General features: G+C 71.1%; 15 protein-coding genes. 4 read left to right on the top strand and 11 right to left on the bottom strand.

Annotated elements, in window-relative coordinates; translation table 11 throughout:
- Positions 1 to 8 precede the first annotated feature (8 nt).
- The gene (locus NGK70_RS08285; protein WP_251972775.1) at positions 9 to 992 is read right to left on the bottom strand and encodes an MBL fold metallo-hydrolase; all 984 of its coding nucleotides are present in this window, start codon (positions 990 to 992) and stop codon (positions 9 to 11) included.
- Positions 993 to 1,186: 194 nt separating this feature from the next.
- Between NGK70_RS08285 and NGK70_RS08290 the strand changes: the two genes are divergently transcribed.
- From NGK70_RS08290 to NGK70_RS08300, 3 genes are all read left to right on the top strand, one after another.
- A complete protein-coding gene (locus tag NGK70_RS08290) occupies positions 1,187 to 9,358 on the top strand; it encodes an SdrD B-like domain-containing protein (RefSeq protein WP_251972776.1) in 8,172 nt (2,723 codons plus the stop codon).
- Positions 9,359 to 9,417: 59 nt separating this feature from the next.
- Positions 9,418 to 10,080 (top strand): retropepsin-like aspartic protease family protein, encoded by a 663-nt coding sequence (locus NGK70_RS08295; RefSeq protein ID WP_251972777.1) that lies wholly within the window; start codon positions 9,418 to 9,420, stop codon positions 10,078 to 10,080.
- 88 nt (positions 10,081 to 10,168) lie between these two features.
- A complete protein-coding gene (locus NGK70_RS08300) occupies positions 10,169 to 10,885 on the top strand; it encodes a glutaredoxin family protein (RefSeq protein ID WP_251972778.1) in 717 nt (238 codons plus the stop codon).
- On the opposite strand, the gene NGK70_RS08305 is transcribed toward NGK70_RS08300, so the two are convergent.
- The 4 genes from NGK70_RS08305 to NGK70_RS08320 are packed head-to-tail and all read right to left on the bottom strand — an operon-like array spanning position 10,882 to position 16,480.
- Positions 10,882 to 11,592, bottom strand: coding sequence for a hypothetical protein (locus NGK70_RS08305; protein ID WP_251972779.1), 711 nt, complete (start codon positions 11,590 to 11,592; stop codon positions 10,882 to 10,884). The genes NGK70_RS08300 and NGK70_RS08305 overlap by 4 nt on opposite strands.
- Positions 11,570 to 15,400, bottom strand: a complete 3,831-nt coding sequence (locus tag NGK70_RS08310) for a pilus assembly protein (protein WP_251972780.1) — start codon at positions 15,398 to 15,400, stop codon at positions 11,570 to 11,572. Before NGK70_RS08310 ends, NGK70_RS08305 begins: the two co-directional genes overlap by 23 nt.
- A gap of 43 nt (positions 15,401 to 15,443) precedes the next feature.
- A complete protein-coding gene (locus NGK70_RS08315) occupies positions 15,444 to 16,061 on the bottom strand; it encodes a hypothetical protein (RefSeq protein ID WP_251972781.1) in 618 nt (205 codons plus the stop codon).
- Entirely contained in the window at positions 16,061 to 16,480 is a 420-nt protein-coding gene (locus tag NGK70_RS08320) for a PilW family protein (protein ID WP_251972782.1), read from the bottom strand. The genes NGK70_RS08315 and NGK70_RS08320 overlap by 1 nt, the downstream gene beginning before the upstream one ends.
- A gap of 83 nt (positions 16,481 to 16,563) precedes the next feature.
- Here NGK70_RS08320 and NGK70_RS08325 point away from each other — a divergent pair, with 83 nt between their 5' ends.
- Positions 16,564 to 17,544, top strand: a complete 981-nt coding sequence (locus tag NGK70_RS08325; RefSeq protein ID WP_251972783.1) for an IS481 family transposase — start codon at positions 16,564 to 16,566, stop codon at positions 17,542 to 17,544.
- Here NGK70_RS08325 and NGK70_RS08330 read toward each other — a convergent pair.
- The 6 genes from NGK70_RS08330 to NGK70_RS08355 form a co-directional block, all read right to left on the bottom strand.
- Positions 17,504 to 18,337, bottom strand: coding sequence for a PilW family protein (locus NGK70_RS08330; protein WP_251972784.1), 834 nt, complete (start codon positions 18,335 to 18,337; stop codon positions 17,504 to 17,506). The genes NGK70_RS08325 and NGK70_RS08330 overlap by 41 nt on opposite strands.
- Positions 18,334 to 18,765: a type IV pilus modification protein PilV gene (gene pilV / locus NGK70_RS08335; RefSeq protein ID WP_251972785.1), complete on the bottom strand. Its 432-nt coding sequence runs from the start codon at positions 18,763 to 18,765 to the stop codon at positions 18,334 to 18,336. Before pilV ends, NGK70_RS08330 begins: the two co-directional genes overlap by 4 nt.
- 23 nt (positions 18,766 to 18,788) lie before the next feature.
- On the bottom strand, positions 18,789 to 19,430 hold the full coding sequence (locus NGK70_RS08340) for a GspH/FimT family pseudopilin (RefSeq protein WP_251972786.1): 642 nt from the start codon (positions 19,428 to 19,430) through the stop codon (positions 18,789 to 18,791).
- Entirely contained in the window at positions 19,424 to 19,963 is a 540-nt protein-coding gene (locus tag NGK70_RS08345) for a type IV pilin protein (RefSeq protein ID WP_251972787.1), read from the bottom strand. The genes NGK70_RS08340 and NGK70_RS08345 overlap by 7 nt, the downstream gene beginning before the upstream one ends.
- A gap of 377 nt (positions 19,964 to 20,340) precedes the next feature.
- Positions 20,341 to 21,390, bottom strand: a complete 1,050-nt coding sequence (locus NGK70_RS08350; RefSeq protein WP_251972788.1) for an NAD(P)H-dependent flavin oxidoreductase — start codon at positions 21,388 to 21,390, stop codon at positions 20,341 to 20,343.
- A gap of 8 nt (positions 21,391 to 21,398) precedes the next feature.
- Positions 21,399 to 22,415 carry an NADH-quinone oxidoreductase subunit B family protein gene (locus tag NGK70_RS08355; protein ID WP_251972789.1) on the bottom strand — a complete coding sequence of 339 codons (1,017 nt, stop codon included), beginning with the start codon at positions 22,413 to 22,415 and terminating at the stop codon, positions 21,399 to 21,401.

Here is a 22,415-nt window from a genome sequence, read left to right on the forward strand (position 1 = left end):
CCTGGCTTTCAGCCCGCCTTGGCCAGCCACACCGCCATGCCCTGGGCATTCAGCGTGGCGTCGAGCCTAAGCAGCTCGCGTGCCCGGGCCTCGTCCAGTGGGGCGCCGCTGGCCAGCGCGGAGGCGACCAGCTCGCGCTGCATGAAGGCCATCAGGGCGTCCTCGACGGCCGCCTTGTCGCCGTAGCGGCCCTCGCGCTGCAGCGTCTCGCGCAGCGCCAGGCCGCCGCTCTCGAACGTGTCGAGCAGCGCATTGAACTGCGCCGTCACCCGATCCAGCGCCGTGATCGGGCCGAAGTGGGTCGGGAAGATCACCTGCGGCTGCGCGGCCAGCATGCGCTGCACGGAGACCCGCATCGCCGCCGGCTCGAACTGCACCGGCGTGGTGGTCGGGAACAGCCAGGGGCCGGCCGCGCTGTCGAACTCGCGGTAGCTGATGCCGAAGGTGTCGCCGGTGAACCAGCCGCGGCTCGCCTCGTCCCAGATGCAGTGGTGGTGGCGCGCGTGGCCGGGCGTGTCGATCAGGCGAAGCGCGCGGCTGCCGAGCTGCACCGTCATGTCATCGTGGCTCTCCACCACGCGCTCGGCCGGTATCGGGCGGATGTCGCCGTAGGTCGCCTTGACCACCTCCGCGCCGTAGACCGCGCGCGCCCCTTCGACCAGTGCCAGCGGGTTGACCAGGTGGCGCGCGCCACGGGGGTGGATCAGGGCCCGGGCGTTCGGCAGCTGCTCCATCAGCAGGCCGGCGCCACCGGCATGGTCCAGGTGCACGTGCGTGGGGATGACCCAGTCCACCGCCTCCACGCGCAGGCCCAGCGCCGCCAGCGTGGCGAGCAGGCGAGGCACCGCGGCGTTGTGGCCGGTGTCGATGAAGGCGGCGCGCCCCTCGGGGCTGACGAGCAGGTAGGCCGCGTCGAAGAGATCGCGCTCGAAGCCGGTGTCGATGACGTACAGGCCGTCGGCGTGGGTCTGGAAGTGGGTCGGTGCGCTCATGACAGTGGGGCGTGAGGCCGGGGTGACGACGAAAGCCCCGGATCGTAGCGGGGGGCGAAGGGGGGCGCTGTCACCGCGGCGATGGCCTCGGATCGAGGGGGTGCGGTTCAAGTTCGCGTGCAGGAGGCCGATCACTGAAGCGCCAGTCCTGCGGGCTGGCCCTGATACGCGACCCTCTCTGCGAAAGACCAGCCATGGCTGTGAACTGCGACCCGCCGATCGGTGCCGGCAACGACTCTCCCCTCTCGCTGACCCCTGCGCCCCAGCGCAGCCCGGCGGTGCGCAAGCCGATCGTCAAGTCCAAACTGCCCGCGCTCACCAAGCCGGCGCACGAACTCGTCGGTCCGGAGCTGCCTCCCCCGCCCAAGCCCAAGCCCGTCCACCACCTCAACAAGGGCTACAAGCCCTCGCGGTTGCCCGAGGGCTATGTCGTGGACATCCAGGGCTCGGCCGTGGTCAAGCCGCTGGAAGGCAAGGTCCACAAGCTGCACATCGGCGATCAGCTGCGCAAGGGTGACGTGGTGCTGACCTCGCAGGACGGCATCGTCGAGATCCGCCATTCAGGCAAGACCTACACCATCGTCTGCCGCGACGACGGCGAGTTGAACATCGACCCACCGGGTGCCGGTGGCGGTGGCGACAGCCCGCTGCAGCCCGGCCTGCGCGTCGAGCGCGAGTTCGAGGTCATCTCGTCGAAGGACTACGACGACCTCCAGCGCGGCAACGAACCCGCACCGCCGGTCGCACCGCCTCCCCCGGACGTGACGCCCCCCGGCCCGTCTCCGGAGCCCGCCCCGGAGCCGCCGCCTCCACCACCACCCCCGCCTCCGCCCCCTCCGCCCCCTCCGCCACCCGCGCCGGCCACGGTGGGCGACCGCGTCTTCGAAGACAGCAACGCCAACGGCGTGCAGGACGAAGGTGAACGCGGCATTGCCGGCGTGGGCGTCCAACTGCTGGATGCCAGTGGCAACCCGGTGGGGAGCACCACCACGGACGCCAATGGCAACTACCAATTTGAAGTGCCGGCAGGCAGCTACAGCGTCAAGGTCACGCCGCCCGCAGGCTGGAACGTCGGCCCCACCGACGCCGGAACCGACGACACGACCGACAGCGACATTGGCACCGATGGCCGCAGCGGCAGCATCGAGCTGAGCGCGGGTGAGAGTGACCAGAGCGTGGACGCGGGCCTGTACCGCAACGCCTCGCTGGGCGACAAGGTCTGGGTCGACAGCGATGGTGACGCCCAGCAGGACGCGGGCGAAGCCGGCCTGGGCTGTGTGACCGTGCGGCTGCTGAACGCCGCGGGCCAAGTTGTGGCCACGCAGACCACCGATGCCAACGGCGACTACCTGTTCACCGATTTGGTGCCTGGCAGCTACTCGGTCGAATTCGTGCGCCCGGACGGCTTCAGCTTCACCGCGGCAAACAGCGGCAGCGACGCCAGCGACAGCGATGCCGACAACGCCACCGGCCGCACGGCCAGCGTGACGCTGGACAGCGGTGAGCACGACGGCAGCGTCGATGCCGGTTTGGTGGTGGAGGCGCCGCCTCCCCCACCACCGCCACCGCCACCGCCACCCCCCTGTGCACCCGGCGAGATCGGTGACCGCGTGTTTGAGGACAGCAACGCCAACGGCGTGCAGGATGAGGGCGAACAAGGCCTGTCCGGCGTGGCTGTGCAGCTGCTGGACGCGCGCGGCCGTCCTGTGGCCAGCACGGTGACGGACAGCGAGGGCAACTACCGCTTCGAAGTCCGCGCCGGCACCTACAGCGTCAAGGTCACGCCGCCAGCGGGCTGGAACATCAGCCCGGCCGATGCAGGCAATGACGACGCTGCCGATAGCGACATCGGTGCAAACGGGCGCAGCGGCGCGATCAGCCTGAGTCCGGGCGAGAGCGAGTTGAGCGTGGACGCGGGCCTGTACCGCAGCGCCTCGCTGGGCGACAAGGTCTGGGTCGACGCCGATGGTGACGCCCAGCAGGACGCGGGTGAAGCCGGCCTGGGCGGCGTGACCGTCAAGCTGCTCAACGCCGCGGGCGGAGTCGTGGCCACGCAGACCACCGATGCCAACGGCGACTACCTGTTCACCGATTTGGTGCCCGGCACCTACTCGGTCGAATTCGTGCGCCCGGATGGCTACAGCTTTACCGCGGCAAACAGCGGCAGCGACGCCAGCGACAGCGATGCCGACAACGCCACCGGCCGCACGGCCAGTGTGACGCTGGACAGCGGTGAGCACGACGGCAGCGTCGATGCCGGTTTGGTGGTGGAGGCGCCGCCTCCCCCACCACCGCCACCGCCACCGCCACCCCCCTGTGCACCCGGCGAGATCGGTGACCGCGTGTTTGAGGACAGCAACGCCAACGGCGTGCAGGATGAGGGCGAACAAGGCCTGTCCGGCGTGGCTGTGCAGCTGCTGGACGCGCGCGGCCGTCCTGTGGCCAGCACGGTGACGGACAGCGAGGGCAACTACCGCTTCGAAGTCCGCGCCGGCACCTACAGCGTCAAGGTCACGCCGCCAGCGGGCTGGAACATCAGCCCGGCCGATGCAGGCAATGACGACGCTGCCGATAGCGACATCGGTGCAAACGGGCGCAGCGGCGCGATCAGCCTGAGTCCGGGCGAGAGCGAGTTGAGCGTGGACGCGGGCCTGTACCGAAGCGCCTCGCTGGGCGACAAGGTCTGGGTCGACAGCGATGGTGACGCCCAGCAGGACGCGGGCGAAGCCGGCCTGGGCTGTGTGACCGTGCGGCTGCTGAACGCCGCGGGCCAAGTTGTGGCCACGCAGACCACCGATGCCAACGGCGACTACCTGTTCACCGATTTGGTGCCCGGCAGCTACTCGGTCGAATTCGTGCGCCCGGACGGCTTCAGCTTCACCGCGGCAAACAGCGGCAGCGACGCCAGCGACAGCGATGCCGACAACGCCACCGGCCGCACGGCCAGCGTGACGCTGGACAGCGGTGAGCACGACGGCAGCGTCGATGCCGGCCTGGTGGTGGAGGCGCCGCCTCCTCCACCGCCACCCCCGCCACCACCACCTCCCCCACCACCGCCACCGCCACCGCCACCCCCCTGTGCACCCGGCGAGATCGGTGACCGCGTGTTTGAGGACAGCAACGCCAACGGCGTGCAGGATGAGGGCGAACAAGGCCTGTCCGGCGTGGCTGTGCAGTTGCTGGACGCGCGCGGCCGTCCCGTGGCCAGCACGGTGACGGACAGCGAGGGCAACTACCGCTTCGAAGTCCGCGCCGGCACCTACAGCGTCAAGGTCACGCCGCCAGCAGGCTGGAACGTCAGCCCCACCGACGCCGGCACTGACGATGCTGCCGACAGCGACATCGGCTCAAACGGGCGCAGCGGTGCGATCAGCCTGAGTCCGGGCGAGAGCGAGTTGAGCGTGGACGCGGGCCTGTACCGCAGCGCCTCGCTGGGCGACAAGGTCTGGGTCGACGCCGATGGTGACGCCCAGCAGGACGCGGGTGAAGCCGGCCTGGGCGGCGTGACCGTCAAGCTGCTCAACGCCGCGGGCGGAGTCGTGGCCACGCAGACCACCGATGCCAACGGCGACTACCTGTTCACCGATTTGGTGCCCGGCACCTACTCGGTCGAATTCGTGCGCCCGGATGGCTACAGCTTCACCGCGGCAAACAGCGGCAGCGACGCCAGCGACAGCGATGCCGACAACGCCACCGGCCGCACGGCCAGCGTGACGCTGGACAGCGGTGAGCACGACGGCAGCGTCGATGCCGGTTTGGTGGTGGAGGCGCCGCCTCCTCCACCGCCACCCCCGCCACCGCCACCGCCACCCCCCTGTGCACCCGGCGAGATCGGTGACCGCGTGTTTGAGGACAGCAACGCCAACGGCGTGCAGGACGAGGGCGAACAAGGCCTGTCCGGCGTGGCTGTGCAGCTGCTGGACGCGCGCGGCCGTTCTGTGGCCAGCACGGTGACGGACAGCGAGGGCAACTACCGCTTCGAAGTCCACGCCGGCACCTACAGCGTCAAGGTCACGCCGCCGGTAGGCTGGAACATCAGCCCGGCCGATGCAGGCAATGACGATGCTGCCGATAGTGACATCGGTTCAAGCGGGCGCAGCGGCGCGATCAGCCTGAGCGCGGGCGAGAGCGAGTTGAGCGTGGACGCGGGCCTGTACCGCAGCGCCTCGCTGGGGGACAAGGTCTGGATCGACAGCGACGGTGACGGCCAGCAGGACGCCGGTGAAGCCGGCCTGGGCTGTGTGACCGTGCGGCTGCTGAACGCCGCCGGCCAAGTCGTGGCCACGCATACCACCGACGCCAACGGCGACTACCTGTTCAACGACCTGAAGCCCGGCACCTACTCGGTGGAGTTCGTGCGTCCGGATGGCTACAGCTTCACGGCGGCAAACAGCGGCAGCGACGCCAGCGACAGCGATGCCAACACCGCCACCGGCCGCACGGCCAGCGTGACGCTGGACAGCGGTGAGCACGACGGCAGCGTCGATGCCGGCCTGGTGGCGGAGGCGCCGCCTCCGCCTCCTCCACCGCCACCCCCGCCACCACCACCTCCCCCACCACCGCCACCGCCACCGCCACCCCCCTGTGCACCCGGCGAGATCGGTGACCGCGTGTTTGAGGACAGCAACGCCAACGGCGTGCAGGATGAGGGCGAACAAGGCCTGTCCGGCGTGGCTGTGCAGCTTCTGGACGCGCGTGGCCGTCCTGTGGCCAGCACGGTGACGGACAGCGAGGGCAACTACCGCTTCGAAGTCCACGCCGGCACCTACAGCGTCAAGGTCACGCCGCCAGCAGGCTGGAACGTCAGCCCCACCGACGCCGGCACTGACGATGCTGCCGACAGCGACATCGGCTCAAACGGGCGCAGCGGTGCGATCAGCCTGAGTCCGGGCGAGAGCGAGTTGAGCGTGGACGCGGGCCTGTACCGAAGCGCCTCGCTGGGCGACAAGGTCTGGGTCGACAGCGATGGTGACGCCCAGCAGGACGCGGGCGAAGCCGGCCTGGGCTGTGTGACCGTGCGGCTGCTGAACGCCGCGGGCCAAGTTGTGGCCACGCAGACCACCGATGCCAACGGCGACTACCTGTTCACCGATTTGGTGCCTGGCAGCTACTCGGTCGAATTCGTGCGCCCGGACGGCTTCAGCTTCACCGCGGCAAACAGCGGCAGCGACGCCAGCGACAGCGATGCCGACAACGCCACCGGCCGCACGGCCAGCGTGACGCTGGACAGCGGTGAGCACGATGGCAGCGTCGATGCCGGCCTGGTGGTGGAGGCGCCGCCTCCTCCACCGCCACCCCCGCCACCACCACCTCCCCCACCACCGCCACCGCCACCGCCACCCCCCTGTGCACCCGGCGAGATCGGTGACCGCGTGTTTGAGGACAGCAACGCCAACGGCGTGCAGGATGAGGGCGAACAAGGCCTGTCCGGCGTGGCTGTGCAGTTGCTGGACGCGCGCGGCCGTCCCGTGGCCAGCACGGTGACGGACAGCGAGGGCAACTACCGCTTCGAAGTCCGCGCCGGCACCTACAGCGTCAAGGTCACGCCGCCAGCAGGCTGGAACGTCAGCCCCACCGACGCCGGCACTGACGATGCTGCCGACAGCGACATCGGCTCAAACGGGCGCAGCGGTGCGATCAGCCTGAGTCCGGGCGAGAGCGAGTTGAGCGTGGATGCGGGCCTGTACCGAAGCGCCTCGCTGGGCGACAAGGTCTGGGTCGATGCCGATGGTGACGCCCAGCAGGACGCGGGCGAAGCCGGCCTGGGCTGTGTGACCGTGCGGCTGCTGAACGCCGCGGGCCAAGTTGTGGCCACGCAGACCACCGATGCCAACGGCGACTACCTGTTCACCGATTTGGTGCCTGGCAGCTACTCGGTCGAATTCGTGCGCCCGGACGGCTTCAGCTTCACCGCGGCAAACAGCGGCAGCGACGCCAGCGACAGCGATGCCGACAACGCCACCGGCCGCACGGCCAGCGTGACGCTGGACAGCGGTGAGCACGATGGCAGCGTCGATGCCGGCCTGGTGGTGGAGGCGCCGCCTCCTCCACCGCCACCCCCGCCACCACCACCTCCCCCACCACCGCCACCGCCACCCCCCTGTGCACCCGGCGAGATCGGTGACCGCGTGTTTGAGGACAGCAACGCCAACGGCGTGCAGGACGAAGGCGAACAAGGCCTGTCCGGCGTGGCTGTGCAGCTGCTGGACGCGCGCGGCCGTCCCGTGGCCAGCACGGTGACGGACAGCGAGGGCAACTACCGCTTCGAAGTCCACGCCGGCACCTACAGCGTCAAGGTCACGCCGCCAGCAGGCTGGAACGTCAGCCCCACCGACGCCGGCACTGACGATGCTGCCGACAGCGACATCGGCTCAAACGGGCGCAGCGGTGCGATCAGCCTGAGTCCGGGCGAGAGCGAGTTGAGCGTGGACGCGGGCCTGTACCGAAGCGCCTCGCTGGGCGACAAGGTCTGGGTCGACAGCGATGGTGACGCCCAGCAGGACGCGGGCGAAGCCGGCCTGGGCTGTGTGACCGTGCGGCTGCTGAACGCCGCGGGCCAAGTTGTGGCCACGCAGACCACCGATGCCAACGGCGACTACCTGTTCACCGATTTGGTGCCTGGCAGCTACTCGGTCGAATTCGTGCGCCCGGACGGCTTCAGCTTCACCGCGGCAAACAGCGGCAGCGACGCCAGCGACAGCGATGCCGACAACGCCACCGGCCGCACGGCCAGCGTGACGCTGGACAGCGGTGAGCACGACGGCAGCGTCGATGCCGGCCTGGTGGTGGAGGCGCCGCCTCCTCCCCCTCCCCCTCCCCCTCCTCCGCCGCCCGGCCCTGGCCGTGATGACGACGACGGGCGAGGGCATGGCCACGGGCACGGTTCTCATGGCAGTGAGAACGGCGGCAGTTGCGGCGATGGCGACGATGACGGAGACGACGGTGGCCACGGTGGCGACCACCCGGCGCCAGAGCCTGCCCCGGCACCTGCTCCCACGCCAGCACCGGGGCGCGATGACCACGGCGGTCATGGGCACGGCCATGGCGGGTCGGGCCACAGTGACGGCGGGTCGGACGGCGACGGTGGCAGCTGCGGCGATGGCGACGATGACGGGGACGACGGTGACCACCGTGGCGACCACCCGGCGCCAGAGCCTGTCCCGGCACCTGCTCCCACGCCAGCACCGGGGCGCGATGACCACGGCGGTCATGGGCATGGCCATGGCGGGCCGGGCCAAGGTGATGGCGGGGCGGACGGCGACGGTGGCAGCTGCGGCGATGGCGACGATGACGGGGACGACGGTGGCCACGGTGGCGACCACCCGGCGCCAGAGCCTGCCCCGGCACCCGCTCCCACGCCGGCACCGGGGCGCGATGACCACGGCGGTCATGGGCATGGCCATGGCGGGCCGGGCCAAGGTGATGGCGGGTCGGACGGCGACGGTGGCAGCTGCGGCGATGGCGACGATGACGGGGACGACGGTGACCACCGTGGCGACCACCCGGCGCCAGAGCCTGCCCCGGCACCCGCTCCCACGCCGGCACCGGGGGGCGATGACCACGGCGGTCATGGGTATGGCCATGGCGGATCGGGGCGCGGAGGCGGTGAGGCCGATGGAGATGCGTCCGCTGACGACGACGGCTGGTGTGCCACGGTGCCAGCCGGGTTGGATGACGCCTGGCCCGCGCACGTGCTGCAGGGCCGCCAGGACGGTGGTCATGGGGGCCATGGCGGCCGCGAAGGGGGCAGCGATGATGGGCGGCCCTCGCACGAGGCAGCGCATGCGGCCTGTGACGACGCGTCGGCATCGCCGGCCGATCGGGTCGGCGGGCTGCTCGATGGCCTGGTGCATGACTTTGCGCGTGGCGCCGACGTGCTGGCCTGGCGGCTGGTGGACCCGGGTCCGACGGTGGGCGTGGGGCCGGGCGGTGAGTCCGGCTGTGCGCCGGCCGACCTGCTCTCGGGTGGCGCGGCCGGCGACTGGCCGTTGCCCATGTCGCTGGACCTGCGCGATCTGCTGGGCGGTGGCCGGGAGGGCGGTGGGGCGGGGTTGCTCGACGGTCTCGACCTGGAGTCGGCGCTGCAGCGGGCCTTGAGCGACGGTGGCCAGGGCGCGCCTGACGGTGGTGAAGACCGTGGCGGTCGGGAGGGAGGCTCGCGCGACACCGGCGGCTGCGAGCCGGTGGCCCGATGCGAAGCAGGTACCGCCGCCGGGGGGGCAGGCTGCGCTGGCGACGACGCCACCGCGGCCGAGGCCGGGCCGGGCCAGGTCTCGCATGACCTGGGGTGGTCGGCGGGGAGTGGCTGCCAGTCGCCATTGGCGGGCCTGCTGGAGCCGGCCCGCTCCCACGGAGAGGGCTGCTGAACGGCGCGGGTGGGGGCCTGTGCGTCAAGTCCCCGCCCGCGCGGCCGATATCAACGGGCATGAAGACGTCCACGCGCCCCCCTTTCCTGGCTGGCCTGCTGATCGGGCTGGCGGCCTGTGTGGCCGTGCCGGCGGCCGCCCAGACGGTTGCCTGGGCCGGGTCGATGGGCGAACGCGTCCTGCTGGTGATCGACGGGCGCCTCCAAGTGGCCGGCGCCGGGTCGGTGATCGACGGGGTGCGCGTGCTGCGTGTCAGTGCGGGCGCGGTGGAGTACGAGGTCGCCGGTGTGCGCCAGCGGCTGACCGCGGCCCATGCGCCGGTGGTTGTCGGGGCACCGCCAGGGGGCCGTGTGGCTGCCAGCCTGGTGCTGCGGGCGGGGGCGGATCAGCTCTACCACGTCGACTGCAAGGTCAACGGGCGCCCGATGGCCGGGGTGGTCGACACCGGCGCGAGCCTGGTGTCGATGTCGACGGCGCTGGCGTCGTCGCTCGGCGTGGACTGGTCGCGCGGCCGGCCCGCCACGATCCAGACTGCCAACGGCACGGTCAGGGGCTGGTCGATCCGCCTGGAGCGCCTGAGCGTGGGGGGGCTGGAGGCGCGCGACGTCGAGGCGGTGGTGCTGGAGACGGAGCTGCCCCACCTGCTGATCGGCAACAGCTTCCTGCGGCGCTACCGGGTGCTCACCGAGGACAGCCAGCTGACGCTGGCGCGCGCGAACTGACCTGGGCGCCCAGCCCAGGCGGGCTTGCTAGCATCGACGCAGCGCTGCTGTGCCGCGCATCCGACGTTCTTGCGTGCAGGAGCCTGCCATGACGCGATCCCTCGTTCCCCGCCTCTCCTTCCTCATCGGTGCTGGTTCCCCGGCCTGGGGGCTGCTGTGTGCGCAGATGCTGGCGCTGGCGGCGCCCGCACCGGCCCTGGCCCAGTACAAGGTGACTGAGCCGGGTGGGCGCGTGACCTACACCGACCGACCGCCGTCCTATGCAGCTGTGCCGGCGCCGGGCAGCCAGGCTGCCGCCAACGGGGCAACCGGTGCGAACGGGGCGAACGGTGAGGAAGCCGCCCTGGCCGCTGGCCTGCCCTATGCACTGCGGCAGGTGGTGCAGCGCTACCCGGTGCGCCTGTACACCGCGAGCGGCTGCGCTCCCTGCAGCGCGGCGCAGCAATTCCTGCAGCAGCGCGGCGTGCCGCTGCTGGAGTACGGCGTGAACCGCAGCGAGGACATCGACCTGCTGCAACGCGAGGTCGGCGCCAGCGAGCTGCCGGTGTTGATGGTGGGGCGGCAGCGCCTGGTCGGCTTTGCCGCGTCGGACTGGCAGGCGATGCTGGATGCCGCCGGCTACCCCCCGGCGGTGGTGCTGCCGGCGGGCTACCGTGCACCCGCGGCCCGGCTGCTGGCCGGCACGGTGTCTGGCCGTGTGGAGGCCACCGCGGCGCCCCGTGCCGCCGCGACGCGGGCAGCGCCGCCCGCCGAGCCGGCCCTCTCACCGGTCGCACCGGTCACGCCCGGCGGCTTCCGCTTCTAGGGTTTGGCGAGGGCGAAGGGCGGGTCGATCGCACCGGGTTCGATCAGCAGCTCGATCGCCGCCGGCACATCGCCCCCGGCATCGCGGCCAGGGATGTAGCGGGTGGCCAGCAGGGCCCGCTTCAGGCCCTGCAGCAGCGCGGCGTCGTCCGGGCCGGCCTGCAGCAGCTCGACGGCGTCGACCTGACCCCGGGCGTTGACGAGCAGGCGCAGGCGCAGCGGCAAGCCGCTGGCCGGCACGCCGTCCAGCAGCGACCAGTCGGGCTCGGAGTAGGGCAGAGCGGGGCGGGCCAGCGTGGCGTTGGGGCGATAGAACGGTTCGGCGGTGTGGCTGACCGGCTTCGTGGCGTCCGTCCGACCTGCAGGCTGCCTCGCGGGGGGCGTTGCGCTGTGATTGCGCACGGCGGGGAGGCGGCCCGGCTCGTCCGGTTGAACCAGCTGAACCAGCTGAACCGGCTGGACCGGCTGGACCGGCTGGACCGACGCCGCCGCGCGGGCGGGCAGGGTCAGCAGCTGGATGGCCGTTGCCGATCGGCCGGGGGGCTCGGTGGCATGGGCCTCAGGCGGCTGCCGGCCTGACGTCAGCGTGGCCAGCACGCCCGCATGCAGTGCCAGTGCGGCGGCCGTTGCAGCCAGCAGCGTTCCGCCGCGACGGCCCTGCCGCCAGGGGGGGGCCGGGCGCAGGTCAGTTGATGGTGGGCACTTCACGCCAGTTGAGCCGCCGCAGGCCGGCGGCGGAGGTGAAATTGCCCGGCAGGTTGCTGACCTGGCCGTTGCTGCGCCCGGCGATGAGCCGGATCTTGCCGCCGATGTTCTTGAACGCCAGGTCGGACGTGATGCCCGCGGTTGCGGTGGTCATCGTGATCGCGCTGCCGCTGCTGTTGGTCAGTGCGGTCTGGCCGGTGGCGAAGTTCACTGCCATGACCTTGCTGGTCGGCGATGGCGAACAGGGCTGCGCATCGGGCGTGTTGATGGCCACGCCGACGACGCCGTAGTTCACCGCGGGTGCGATCGTGATGCGCTCGGCCACGCCGGTGGTGGCATGGGTGCCCAGGTCGTAGTACCAGCCCATCGGCTGGGCGGGGGACGCGCCGATGCCCGTGGTCAGCGAGGTGTTGGCATTCAGCTTGGCGCGCGTGACCGGGAAGGTCACGCCGGTGGGCAGGGTCGACGTGGTGTAGAAGGCTGAGGCGGTGCCGTCGATGAGGGCGTAGAAGCTCTGGATCTGCGTGGTGTCGGCGTCGCTGTCGGCCAGCAGCCGCCCGGTGCCGACCAGCACGTAGCGCTTGGCGGTGGCCGGGTCGACCATGACGCGGACCGGGGAGGTGACCGGCTGCGCCGTGCCGCTCGCGTTGGCCAGCGTGGCGATGCGGGTCGGTGACGGGTAGCTGCCCGAACTGGCGCTGATGTCGAAACGCCAGAGGTTGCCCTGCATGTCGCCGGCGTAGACGGCGGTCGCGGTGAAGTCGGTCAGGTCGGGGATGAAGGCGGTGACGTGCGCCAGGTTGAGCGGCGCCGATGTGCTGCCGAGGGAGGTGGCGACGGTTTCCAGCAGCGCGCCCGTCTTCGGGTTGACGACGAAGAGGTAGCCCTTGCCGTCGCTGTTGTTGTAGCCCGAGGGGATCAGCGCCACCCAGCCCCATTTGGCGGTCTTGACCACCCGGGCGTCGCCGTAGCTGTAGCCCATGCGGCTGTCGGTGAACTCCCAGAGCACCTTGCCCGCCACGGCGGTTTCGGTGGTCCAGGCCGAGGGGTCCGTGACGTCGATGCCGAAGTAGCCCTTGCCGCCCTTGCCCAGGCCGCCGATGAGCAGCGAGCGCCAGTCGCTCGTGGCTGCGGCGGTGGCCGTGCCGGCGCGGTTGAAGTCCACGTCGAAGACCTGCGGCGTGGCGTCGACGTAGTAGCGGTGGTCGTAGGCCGGGTTGCCCAGCGCTGCCAGCCCGCTGTCTGCCGCGGTGCTGCTGCTGCCGTAGACGAAGCTGGGGATGTAGGCGAACAGCTCGCTCCCGGCGCCGGCGCCGGTGCCGCTGGCGCTGGCGTCGAAGGCGTGCAGCATGCCGTCGTTGGCACTGGCATAGACCACGGCCTTGCGTGCCGCGTAGCTGCGCTTGAAGCTGTTGTAGCCCGGGTTGGTGGCGTCGTAGTAGGTCGCGCTGGGCGCGGCCACCACCGCCAGCTTGGCGTTGACGATGTCGCCCAGCAGGTGCGCGCGGGTGCGGTAGGGGCCGCCGGCGCTCTGCTCCCGGCTGCGATCGCCGCGCAGGTAGTCCAGGTAGCTCGCTTGGGACTGCAGCGAGGTGGCCACGCCTGGCACTGCCGCGAAGGAGGCCCAGTAGGTGCGCGACGACAGCGTGGCGGCCGACAGGCTGGCACTGGTGAACGGCAGCGCGGCACCGGCACTGGTACAGCAGGTGACGATCTTGCGGCTGGCGGCGGCCGTGCCGTCGAGCAGGGCCGAGGCATCCCAGACCGAGGTGAGGCTCGGGGTGCCGTCGCTGGCGTAGCTGACGCTCGACCCCACCAGTGAACCGGTCCAGGTCTGCGGGTCATAGCCGGCCGAGTAGCTCAGGCTGCCGCTGGAGGCTTCATTGGGCGAGGCCGACGAGAACGCCGTGCTGGTCGTGGCCGCGGCTTCGGAGGCGATCTTGGCGAAGGCCTTGGACAGCCCCTCGCGGATGTCGTCGGCTTGGCTGCCGGTGTAGTAGTTGTCTGGCCGCGGGTCGGTGCCCACCGTGTCGCCGGTGGTGGTCCACATCGACGTGGTCAGCGTGCTCGCGCTGTTGCTGGCCGAGTAGGGCGAGAAGCCCGCTGGCAGCGTGAAGCCGCCGTACTTGGCGGCCAGCCAGTACTGGTTCCGGGATTCGTAGACCTGCCGTTCGAGCACGTCGACCCAGTAGGTGGCGACGGTCTGCGTCCCGGTCAGGTCGCTGCGCTGGTCGCGGGTGTGCGCGTCGAAGGCCAGGCCGGCGAGGTAGTAGCTGTTGTTGCGCCCCGAGCTGTAGCTGCCGAGGCCGGCCACACCTTCGAGCGTGCCGACCATGTTGGTGGCGGTTGCCACGTCCACCGCGGTGTCGCCGGAGACTTCGGTGGGCATCGCTGGCTCGTCCACGCGCAGGGTCGAGCCCTGCAGGTTGGCATCGTTCCAGGTGTAGACGTCGCCGATGCCGAGGATGAAGTTCCGCTGGCAGGAGTACGCGATCGGATCCGACCAGTTGGAGACGACCGGGAAGCCGTCCACCCACTGCGACACCTCGGCGGCGCTGGCGGCCCCGCCGAGGCTGGAGTAGCTCGGCACGTTGCCCAGGTTGCGGAAGTAGCGCAGGCCGGCGTAGTAGAGCTCGCCCACCGGGTCGAGGCCCTTGTACGTGTGGGCCGCCAGGCCGAACTTGTTGAGGTAGTTCATCACCCCGCTGTTGGGCACGGTGATCGTGTAGCCGCTTTGCGAGAGCGCAGCGCTGGCGGTGGCCGTGGCGTCGGCGCTGTCGGGGTTGGTGACCATCACGCCTGTGGAGGCGCTCCATTCGGCGGCGCCGTTGGTCAGGGGCGTGGAGCCCGGTACCGGCGAGGTCGGGCCGATGTATTTCATGCGTGCCCGCATCACGCCACCGTCGCGCCAGGCCGCACCGTCGTTGAGGTAGCCGAAGGCGGAGTAGCGCAGCCGCTGGGCGTACTTCTGCATCAGCCCTTCGGGCTTGTAGTTGCTGCCGTAGGCGGTGCAGTTGCTCTCCAGCCCGACGCTGCTGTCACAGACCTTCACCTGGATGTACAACCGGTAGACCGTGGCTGCGACGGCGGTGCCGGCCGCCGAGCTCTGGCCGCTGTAGTCCACGGCCGCTCCCGTGTCCACGTCGCCGGTGCCGGAGATCCACAGCTCGTGGCCGTGCGACCAGATGTTGCTGCGCACGTCGGTCCAGCTGAACGGCGTCGCCCCGCTGATCACCGTGCTGCCCGTTGCCGATTTGGCGGGGCTGTAGCTCACGTCCGCCTGGCCCGAGCTGTAGTAGGTCTTCTGCAGGATGGTCTGGGTCGCGGCGTCCACCTTGCGGGTGCCGCCGGTGAGCACCCAGCGGAACACGTCCAGTGTCTGCATCGAGGCCCAGTTCAGGAAGTTGCCACTCCAGCGCGGCTGCCCGGCGGTGCTGCTGCAGCTGCGGCTGGAGGCCGCACCGGTGGGCTCGAAATAGCTGTCCGCCGGCGTGGTGCTGTTGTAGACGTAGCGGTAGCACTTCTCCGGGTCGAAGTAGCCCAGGAAGGCCGAGCCGGTCGCGTAGGCCGTCGAGTTCAGGTACGCCGCAGTCGAGGCGGTGGGGTATTCCACCGACAGCGCCAGCAGCAGGTTGCCGGGCGCGGTGTTGGTGGCGAACAGCGGCGAGTCGGCCAGGTCGATGGCGTGGCTGGCCCCCAGCGGGGCCATGAGGGCCAGGATGCTGGCGGCCTGGCGCCAGCCCGGGATGCCCGTGGTACCCGGGGTACCCTGGGGGTGGGTGCGGCGGATCATGGCGGCAGGTCTCGGCATGGCAGTCGGCAACTCGGGCAGATCACTCGGCCATCTGTGGCATTCAGCGCACCACGGTGGCCTGGAAGAAGGCCTGCGTGTTGCGGGGGCCGGTGGCGCGCACGCTGATGCGGTACACCGGCTGCGATTCGGCATTGACGAGCTTGTAGCGGTCATCGGCGGCGCTGTCGGTGCTGCGGCTGGCCACGGCGCAGCTGGTGGACACGTAGCTGCCAGCGGCGGCGCACTGGCGGTCGATCACCCAGCGCAGCGTCACGCCGGTGGCGCTGTCGCTGATGTCGGCGCCCGTGAAGGCCGCGCCCGTGAAGCTGCTGTCGTTGACCAGCACGTTCGGGATGCCCTGGCTGTTGCTCGCCAGCCGGGTGGCGGAGTAGTTGTTGGCCAGGCTGTTGGCCTCGCGCGCGCTCTCGGTGGACAGCGCGCCGGTGTTCAGCAGCGTGTGGGCCTTGGCGAAGCCGCGCTCGGCCTGGTTGGCCAGGTCGCGCCGAAAGGCCAGGTTGCCGGCCTGGAGCAGCCCGGCATCCATGGCGCGGATCAACCCGGCGCCGGCCAGCAGCACCACCACCAGCGCCACCAGCGTGAACGGCAGGACGATGCCGCGCTGGCGCGCTGGCGCCGGTCGGGGGCGGCGGGCCGAGGGAGCGATGCGGGGCAGGGCCATCATCCGGTCAGCAGCAGGTTGTTGCGCACGGGGATCGTCGTCTCCACCGTGCGGTATCGGTAGGCGCGCTCCGCGGCGGTGAGCGTGCGCGTGTAGGTCAGGCCGCTGCCCAGGTCGCTGAACAGCGTGAGCGATGCCGGGGTGCCGCCCGAGGGGCCCTTCACCGTCGTGCGCAGGATCAGGCCCAGCCGGATCGCCTTGATGCGGCGCAGCTGGGCGGCAGCGGCACTGCTGCCGTTCATCAGCGCGCTCAGTGCCCAGGTGCCGGTGGGCGTCACCCAGGTGTCTGCGCTGCCGTTGCCGTCGCTGTCAACACCGTACAGCGCCTGCAGCTCGAACACGCCGTCGGCCAGCGGCTGCAGGGGGTCGGCGGTGGTCTGCAGCAGGTCGTAGCTGAATGTTGGGTCCCATGTGATCATTGGCCCCGTCGCAGCTGGCCTCTGCTTCGAGCCAGAGAGGCCATGCGCGATGTGTTGAGCAACGTTGCAGTGAAGCCTGTGTCATGACCGACATCCATCCCCAAGCCCGTACGACGCCTCGGGTACGAGCAGAGATCCAGGCGTCCAAGGAAGGTCCTGCGGCACTGGCGCGCAGGTACAACATCTCCGAGCCGACCGCGGCGAAGTGGCAGGGCCGTGACAGCGTGGAGGATCGCAGTCACCGACCCCACAAGCTCAGCACCACGCTCACGCCTGCGCAGGAGGTCATCGTCGTCGAGCTGCGCCGCCTGCTGCTGCTGCCCCTGGACGATCTGCTGGTCATCACCCGGGAATTCGTCAACGCCGAAGCATCTCGCTCGGCGCTGGACCGCTGCCTGCGCCGCCATGGCGTGAACAACCTGCGCGAGTTGCAGGCCGCCCTCAGCGGGGAACCCGCCGAGGCGACCCAGCCCAAGCGCTTCAAGGACTACGAACCCGGCTTCGTGCACGTGGACATCAAGTACCTGCCGCAGATGCCCGACGAGGCGGCGCGGCGCTACCTGTACGTGGGCATCGACCGGGCCACGCGCTGGGTGTTCGTGCGCATCTACCCCGACATGGAAACCACCAGCGCGGTGGACTTCGTCAAGCGCCTGCACGAGGCCGCCCCGATGCGCATCGTCAAGCTGCTCACCGACAACGGTGCGTGTTTCACTGACCGTTTCCAGCGCAAGGCACGCACACCCAGCGGCAAGCACCACTTCGATGTGCGTTGCCGCGCGCTGGGCATCGAACATCGCCTGTGCCCGCCACGCCACCCTCAGACCAACGGGCTCGTCGAGCGTTTCAACGGTCGTATCACCGACGTCATCGCCCAGACTCGTTTCCACAGCGCCGCCGAGTTGGAGCAGACCCTGCTCAACTATGTCAAGGTCTACAACTGCCGAATCCCTCAGCGCGCCCTGGGCCATCTCACGCCACTCGACTCCCTCAAGACCTGGCGGTCCAAGAACCCTCAGCTCTTCAAGAAGCGCCCGAAGGATGTCCCGGGTCTTGACAGCTGAACAGCGTGTTGTTGGCGCCCACGCCGATCAGCAGGAAGTTGGGCGGGTTGCCGGCACTGACGTTGCCCAGCACCATGGCCACCCCCTCGCTGGAGACGGAGGTCAGCGCCGACGTGCCGATCGTGGCGGCGTAGTACGTGCCTGCCAGGGCGATGCTCGTCAGGCTGCTGGTGCTGAAGCTGCTGCTGACCTGCTCCACCAGGCAGTCCGACGGGCCGCTGCTGCTGGGCTGGCGGTCGGCGACGAGCAGCAGGTCGCTGGCGGCAACGCCCACCGTGCTGGCCACGGTCAGCGCCGAGGTCTGCGACAGGGCGGTGAAGGCCATCGGCGCTTCGGCCTGGCCGCCCGTGCCGCCCATCACGATCAGCACGTCCGACGCCGAGCCGCTGACGGAGGGCGTCGTCTGGCCGTCGCCGATCACCACCGGCGCGAGGCGGAAGACCCCTGCGGTGCCCGTGGTGACGCTGGCAAACGGGGCGGGAAGCGCGCTGCTGCTGGGCCGCGGCAGGATCTGGGTGGATGACTTCGAGGCCAGCAGGCGGCAGCCATAGGCATACGGCGCGGCCAGCGTGAAGCCGGTGCCGGCGCTGCGGATCCAGCGGTCCAGCAGCTGGGCGGTGTAGGCACCGACCTGGTTGGTGTCCGACGTGGCGTGGGTGGTTCGCTTGGCGCTTTCGGTCACGCCCAGCACGCTGGCGGCCGCGATGGCGACGGCCAGGCCGACGACCAGCGCCACCATCAGTTCGACGGCGGTGAAACCGCCCTGTACGCCGGCATGTCGTGCCGTCTTCATGGCAGCAGCACCTTCGTGACGTACTGGAGGGAGCCCGCCGAACTGGGTCGGGACGGGGGGCGCCAGGTGATCGTGATCGTCGCCACCCCGGCCGCGTCGGTGCTCACCGCGCCGCTGCCGTTGGGCAGGCCGCCGCTGGACTGGGTGGAGACCTTCGTCTGCCAGGCGGTCAGCGTGGTGCTGGCCAGGCTGGTCGACTGCACCAGCCACATCGTCGTGGCCAGCTCGTTGGCCAGCAGGGCGGCCCGGTTGCGGTCCTCGGCATCGAGCGAGTACTGCATCGCGCGGCTGTGCAGCGCAGCCATGCCCAGCACGCCCAAGGAGAGGATGAGCAGTGCGGTCAGCACCTCCACCATCGTCGTGCCGCGCTCGGACGCTGCGGTCGCGCGGCGCCGTCGCATCGGTGTCAGAGGGGTTGGCAACCTCATCGGTCGGCTCCAGGGGGGCTCTGTCAGCAGCCGTCCGGCACTGACGACGACAGCGTCTTGTCCCGGTCGCACAGGCGGATCTGACCGCCGAGGAAGACCTGCACGCGCAGCCGGCGCGTGGCGCCCGCGACCGTCAGGTCATAGGTGGCGGGCGTGGTCGCATTGGTCGGCGCCGTGCAGTTCACCCCCAGTCCGGTGCTGCCATTGGTGACCGGCCGGCCAATGGTGTTGAAGCAGAGCACGCCCGGGCCGGTGATGCTCACGCGCATGCCCGATGGCAGGGCCACGCCCTGCACGTAGAAGCCGTCGTTCGCCGTTTCGCCGGACAGCCCGGGCAGCGCGCGCACGAACCAGTTCCTCCCGTTGGCCACCGGCGTGGCGGCGAGGGCGGGCGTGGCGTTGGTCAGCGCCAGGACGGTCTGGCGGTTGCGCCGCAGCGCCTCGCTCTGCGCCAGGCGCAGGCTGTTCTGCAGTTGCTCGGCGCTGCTGCGCGCCTTGGCGTTGGCCAGCCAGGCGCTCAGCGCGGGGGTGGCCAGCACCAGCAGCGTGGCCATGGCCGCGAGCGTCGCCAGCAGTTCGATGAGCGTGAAGCCCCGTGGCCGTGCCGCCAGCGTCGCCTGGTCGGCCGATGCGGCGCCCGGGTGGTGTGGCCCGGGCTTCAGCATGTGTCGCCCTTGCGGGTGATCCAGCAGGGGTAGCCGCCGGTGGGCGGCGTGCCCCAGCCGGTGGGCAGCCCCGTGGTGCGGGCGTCGCCGTGGTGGTCGACGGTATAGACGGCCCCCGCGGCCGTGCCGCTGCCCGTGGCAGTGATGGTGTAGGCGTTGGCGGTGGGGGTCGACGCGCAGACGAGCGTGAACGCACCCACCGTGACGCTGGTCGCGCAGGGACCACTGACGTAGGTGCGGTTGCCGAGGTAGTACTGTTCCATCAGAGCGCGGCGGTCGGCCAGGGCCGCCACGCCTTCACCCAGGCGGCTGCGCTGGATATGGGCCCGGTAGGACGGGATGGCCACGGTGGCCAGGATGGCGATCACGGCCAGGGCGATGCCCATGTCCATCAGCGTGAAGCCGCCCTGGCGGCGGCCGTTGCGCCCGACGCCCTGCGGCCACCCGGGGCGGCATGGGGAATCGGACGGCGCGGGGCGATGCGCCGACGCAGTCGATGGGGAGGCAACGGTGACGACGTTCGAGGAGGACATGGCAGGGCGGACCCAGGGCCGCACGGGGATGGCCCCGACTTTGCGGGACCTGATCGCGCCACGAAGCCCCGAACAGCGGCCCATAAGGCCAGCTCCTTCGACTGGGCGTCGGGTGCGCGCGGGACATCGGCCAGCGGCTCCGGTCGCCAGCGATATCGGCCGGCGCACGCTCGCGCACAGGGCCTGCGGAGGCGCCTGCCCGCGCTGTCCGTGAGTTCTTCATGCGGATGCCGCCTGGCACCACCGGCTGCGCATGGGCGTGACCTGCCGCGCTGACCCGCCGTGCCAGTTCTCGCAGGCGGGGCTACCTCCCGGGCCCCGGCCTCCCGCGTTCCCGGTTTCCCTGGCTGCCGTGTTGATCGCGCCCGGCGCCGTGCTCAGGCGCCGGACCAGCCCGAGGCCAGTGCGCGCGTCAGCGCAGCCGCGGGCAGCTCGCAGCAGCCGCGGCGGTTCTGGCCGGCCCACAGCGGCGTGAAGTCGCTGCGGCCGGCGGCCTCGGCCTTCGCGCGCAGCGGGGCGATGGCCGGGGTGGCGAGCGGGAATGCCGGGGCCAGCGGGCTGATCGGCCCCAGCTCGCGCATCAGGCGGGTCACCAGGCCGCGCGCGGGCCGCCCGGTGTAGAGGTTGGTCAGCGCCGTCGGCCGCTCGCCGGGGTCGGCCAGCGCGGCGCGGTGCAGGGCGCTGGTGGTCGCCTCCGGGCAGAGCAGGTAGGCGGTGCCGACCTGCACGCCCACCGCGCCCAGCGCCCGGGCGGCCGCGACACCCGCCGCGTCGGCGATGCCGCCCGCGGCCACCACCGGCACACGCACCGCGCGCAGCACCTGGGGCAGCAGAGCGAAGCTGCCGAGCTGGGTGGCCAGGTCCTCACTGAGGAACATCCCTCGGTGCCCACCCGCTTCCAGGCCCTGGGCGATGACGATGTCCGCCCCGTGCGCTTCCAGCCAGCGCGCCTCGTCCACCGTGGTGGCCGAGGACAGCACCGTCGCCCCCCAGGCCTTCACCCGGGCGAGCAGGGCGGCGTCGGGCAGGCCGAAGTGGAAGCTCACCACCGGCGGGCGGAAGGCCTCCAGCAGCTCGACGGCCTCGGCATCAAAGGGGCGGCGTCCCGGCCCGGCGGGGATGGCCGAGGCATCGATGCCGAACTCGGCAAAGTAGGGCGCCAGCGCCTGCCGCCAGGCGGCCTCGCGTGCCGCATCGGCCGCGGGTGGCGTGTGGCAGAAGAAGTTGACGTTGTAGGGCCGCTGCGTCCCTGCAGTGAGGGCGGCCAGCTCGTCGCGCAGGGCCTGTGGAGTGAGCATCGCCGCCGGCAGCGAGCCGAGCCCGCCGGCCTCGCTGACGGCCACGGCCAGCGCGCTGCCCTGCACGCCGGCCATCGGCGCCTGGATGATCGGGAGGTCGATGCCCAGGCGTTGCTGCAGCGTTGTCATGGCGGGGCTCACTTCAATCGGGTCTTCTTCACCTGCGGCGCCACCACTCGGTGGTCAGCCACCGCGTTGAGCTTGACGCGCTTGGGCGTGGCGCTCTTGGACAGCGAGGCCAGCGCGACGAACCAGGCCTTGGGCATGTCGGTGGGCAGGCCGATGGGGATGCCCGCCAGCTTGGGCGTGGCGTGGTACGGATGGCCGGGGTCCTGGAAGCCGGGCTCGGTGCAGCTGATGCAGGCGTAGCCGCCGCGGGTGCAGCTGCCTTCGCCGTTCCACAGCCGGGTGTTGCAGTCGGCGTGCGCCTGGGTGCCCTTGCAGCCCAGGTGCTCCATCATGCAGCCGAGGTCGCTGGGCTTCTCGGCGCTGGCCTTGAACTCGTAGTACTCGTTGCGCGTGCAGCCGTGGTGCACCAGCTGGTCGGCGTAGCAGCGCGGGCGGGCGAAGGGGTCGAGGTCGTCCGCACCGAGCAGGCCGGCGTCGAGCGCCATCAGGGTGTCGATCACCCAGCCGGGGTGCGTCGGGCAGCCGGCGATGTTGATCACCGGCAGGCCGCCGTTGTGGCCAGTGCCGCTGCGGTCCCGCCAGCCGGTGCCGAGCAGGCCGCCGGGGCGGTCGTCGTCGTACTGCAGGCCGCAGGCGTCGGTGGGGTTGGGGCCGGTAGCGCTGATGCCGCCCCAGGCGGCGCAGCTGCCCACCGCGGCGACGTGCCGGGCCACGCCGGCCAGGCGCCGCACCCAGTCGATCATCGGCAGCCCGGTGCCGGCCAGCACATGGAAGCGCCCGCTGCCGTGCGGGCCGCGCAGCAGCGCACCCTCGATGCACAGCACGTCCAGCGCGGTGCGGCCGGCCAGGCAGTCGTCCAGAACCTGCAGCAGCTCGGCGCCGCTCTCCAGGCTCAGGCTCGGGTGCCAGAGCAGGTTCACGCCCGCGCGCCGCAGCATGCCGGCGAAGTCGGGCGTGTCGGCGCACAGCAGCGACATGCTGCAGCCGCCGCAGCCGCCCGATTGGAGCCAGAGCACGTTCAGCAT

The sequence above is a fragment of the Sphaerotilus microaerophilus genome (assembly GCF_023734135.1).
Taxonomy (GTDB): domain Bacteria; phylum Pseudomonadota; class Gammaproteobacteria; order Burkholderiales; family Burkholderiaceae_C; genus Sphaerotilus; species Sphaerotilus microaerophilus.

Excerpts from the sequence above, each read along its gene's own strand:
- NGK70_RS08285 (WP_251972775.1), bottom strand. The coding sequence starts at position 992 with ATGAGCGCACCGACCCACTTCCAGACCCACGCCGACGGCCTGTACGTC.
- NGK70_RS08290 (WP_251972776.1), top strand. The coding sequence starts at position 1,187 with ATGGCTGTGAACTGCGACCCGCCGATCGGTGCCGGCAACGACTCTCCC.
- NGK70_RS08295 (WP_251972777.1), top strand. The coding sequence starts at position 9,418 with ATGAAGACGTCCACGCGCCCCCCTTTCCTGGCTGGCCTGCTGATCGGG.
- NGK70_RS08300 (WP_251972778.1), top strand. The coding sequence starts at position 10,169 with ATGACGCGATCCCTCGTTCCCCGCCTCTCCTTCCTCATCGGTGCTGGT.
- NGK70_RS08310 (WP_251972780.1), bottom strand. The coding sequence starts at position 15,400 with ATGCCGAGACCTGCCGCCATGATCCGCCGCACCCACCCCCAGGGTACC.
- NGK70_RS08315 (WP_251972781.1), bottom strand. The coding sequence starts at position 16,061 with ATGGCCCTGCCCCGCATCGCTCCCTCGGCCCGCCGCCCCCGACCGGCG.
- NGK70_RS08320 (WP_251972782.1), bottom strand. The coding sequence starts at position 16,480 with ATGATCACATGGGACCCAACATTCAGCTACGACCTGCTGCAGACCACC.
- NGK70_RS08325 (WP_251972783.1), top strand. The coding sequence starts at position 16,564 with ATGACCGACATCCATCCCCAAGCCCGTACGACGCCTCGGGTACGAGCA.
- NGK70_RS08330 (WP_251972784.1), bottom strand. The coding sequence starts at position 18,337 with ATGAAGACGGCACGACATGCCGGCGTACAGGGCGGTTTCACCGCCGTC.
- pilV (WP_251972785.1), bottom strand. The coding sequence starts at position 18,765 with ATGAGGTTGCCAACCCCTCTGACACCGATGCGACGGCGCCGCGCGACC.
- NGK70_RS08340 (WP_251972786.1), bottom strand. The coding sequence starts at position 19,430 with ATGCTGAAGCCCGGGCCACACCACCCGGGCGCCGCATCGGCCGACCAG.
- NGK70_RS08345 (WP_251972787.1), bottom strand. The coding sequence starts at position 19,963 with ATGTCCTCCTCGAACGTCGTCACCGTTGCCTCCCCATCGACTGCGTCG.
- NGK70_RS08350 (WP_251972788.1), bottom strand. The coding sequence starts at position 21,390 with ATGACAACGCTGCAGCAACGCCTGGGCATCGACCTCCCGATCATCCAG.
- NGK70_RS08355 (WP_251972789.1), bottom strand. The coding sequence starts at position 22,415 with ATGCTGAACGTGCTCTGGCTCCAATCGGGCGGCTGCGGCGGCTGCAGC.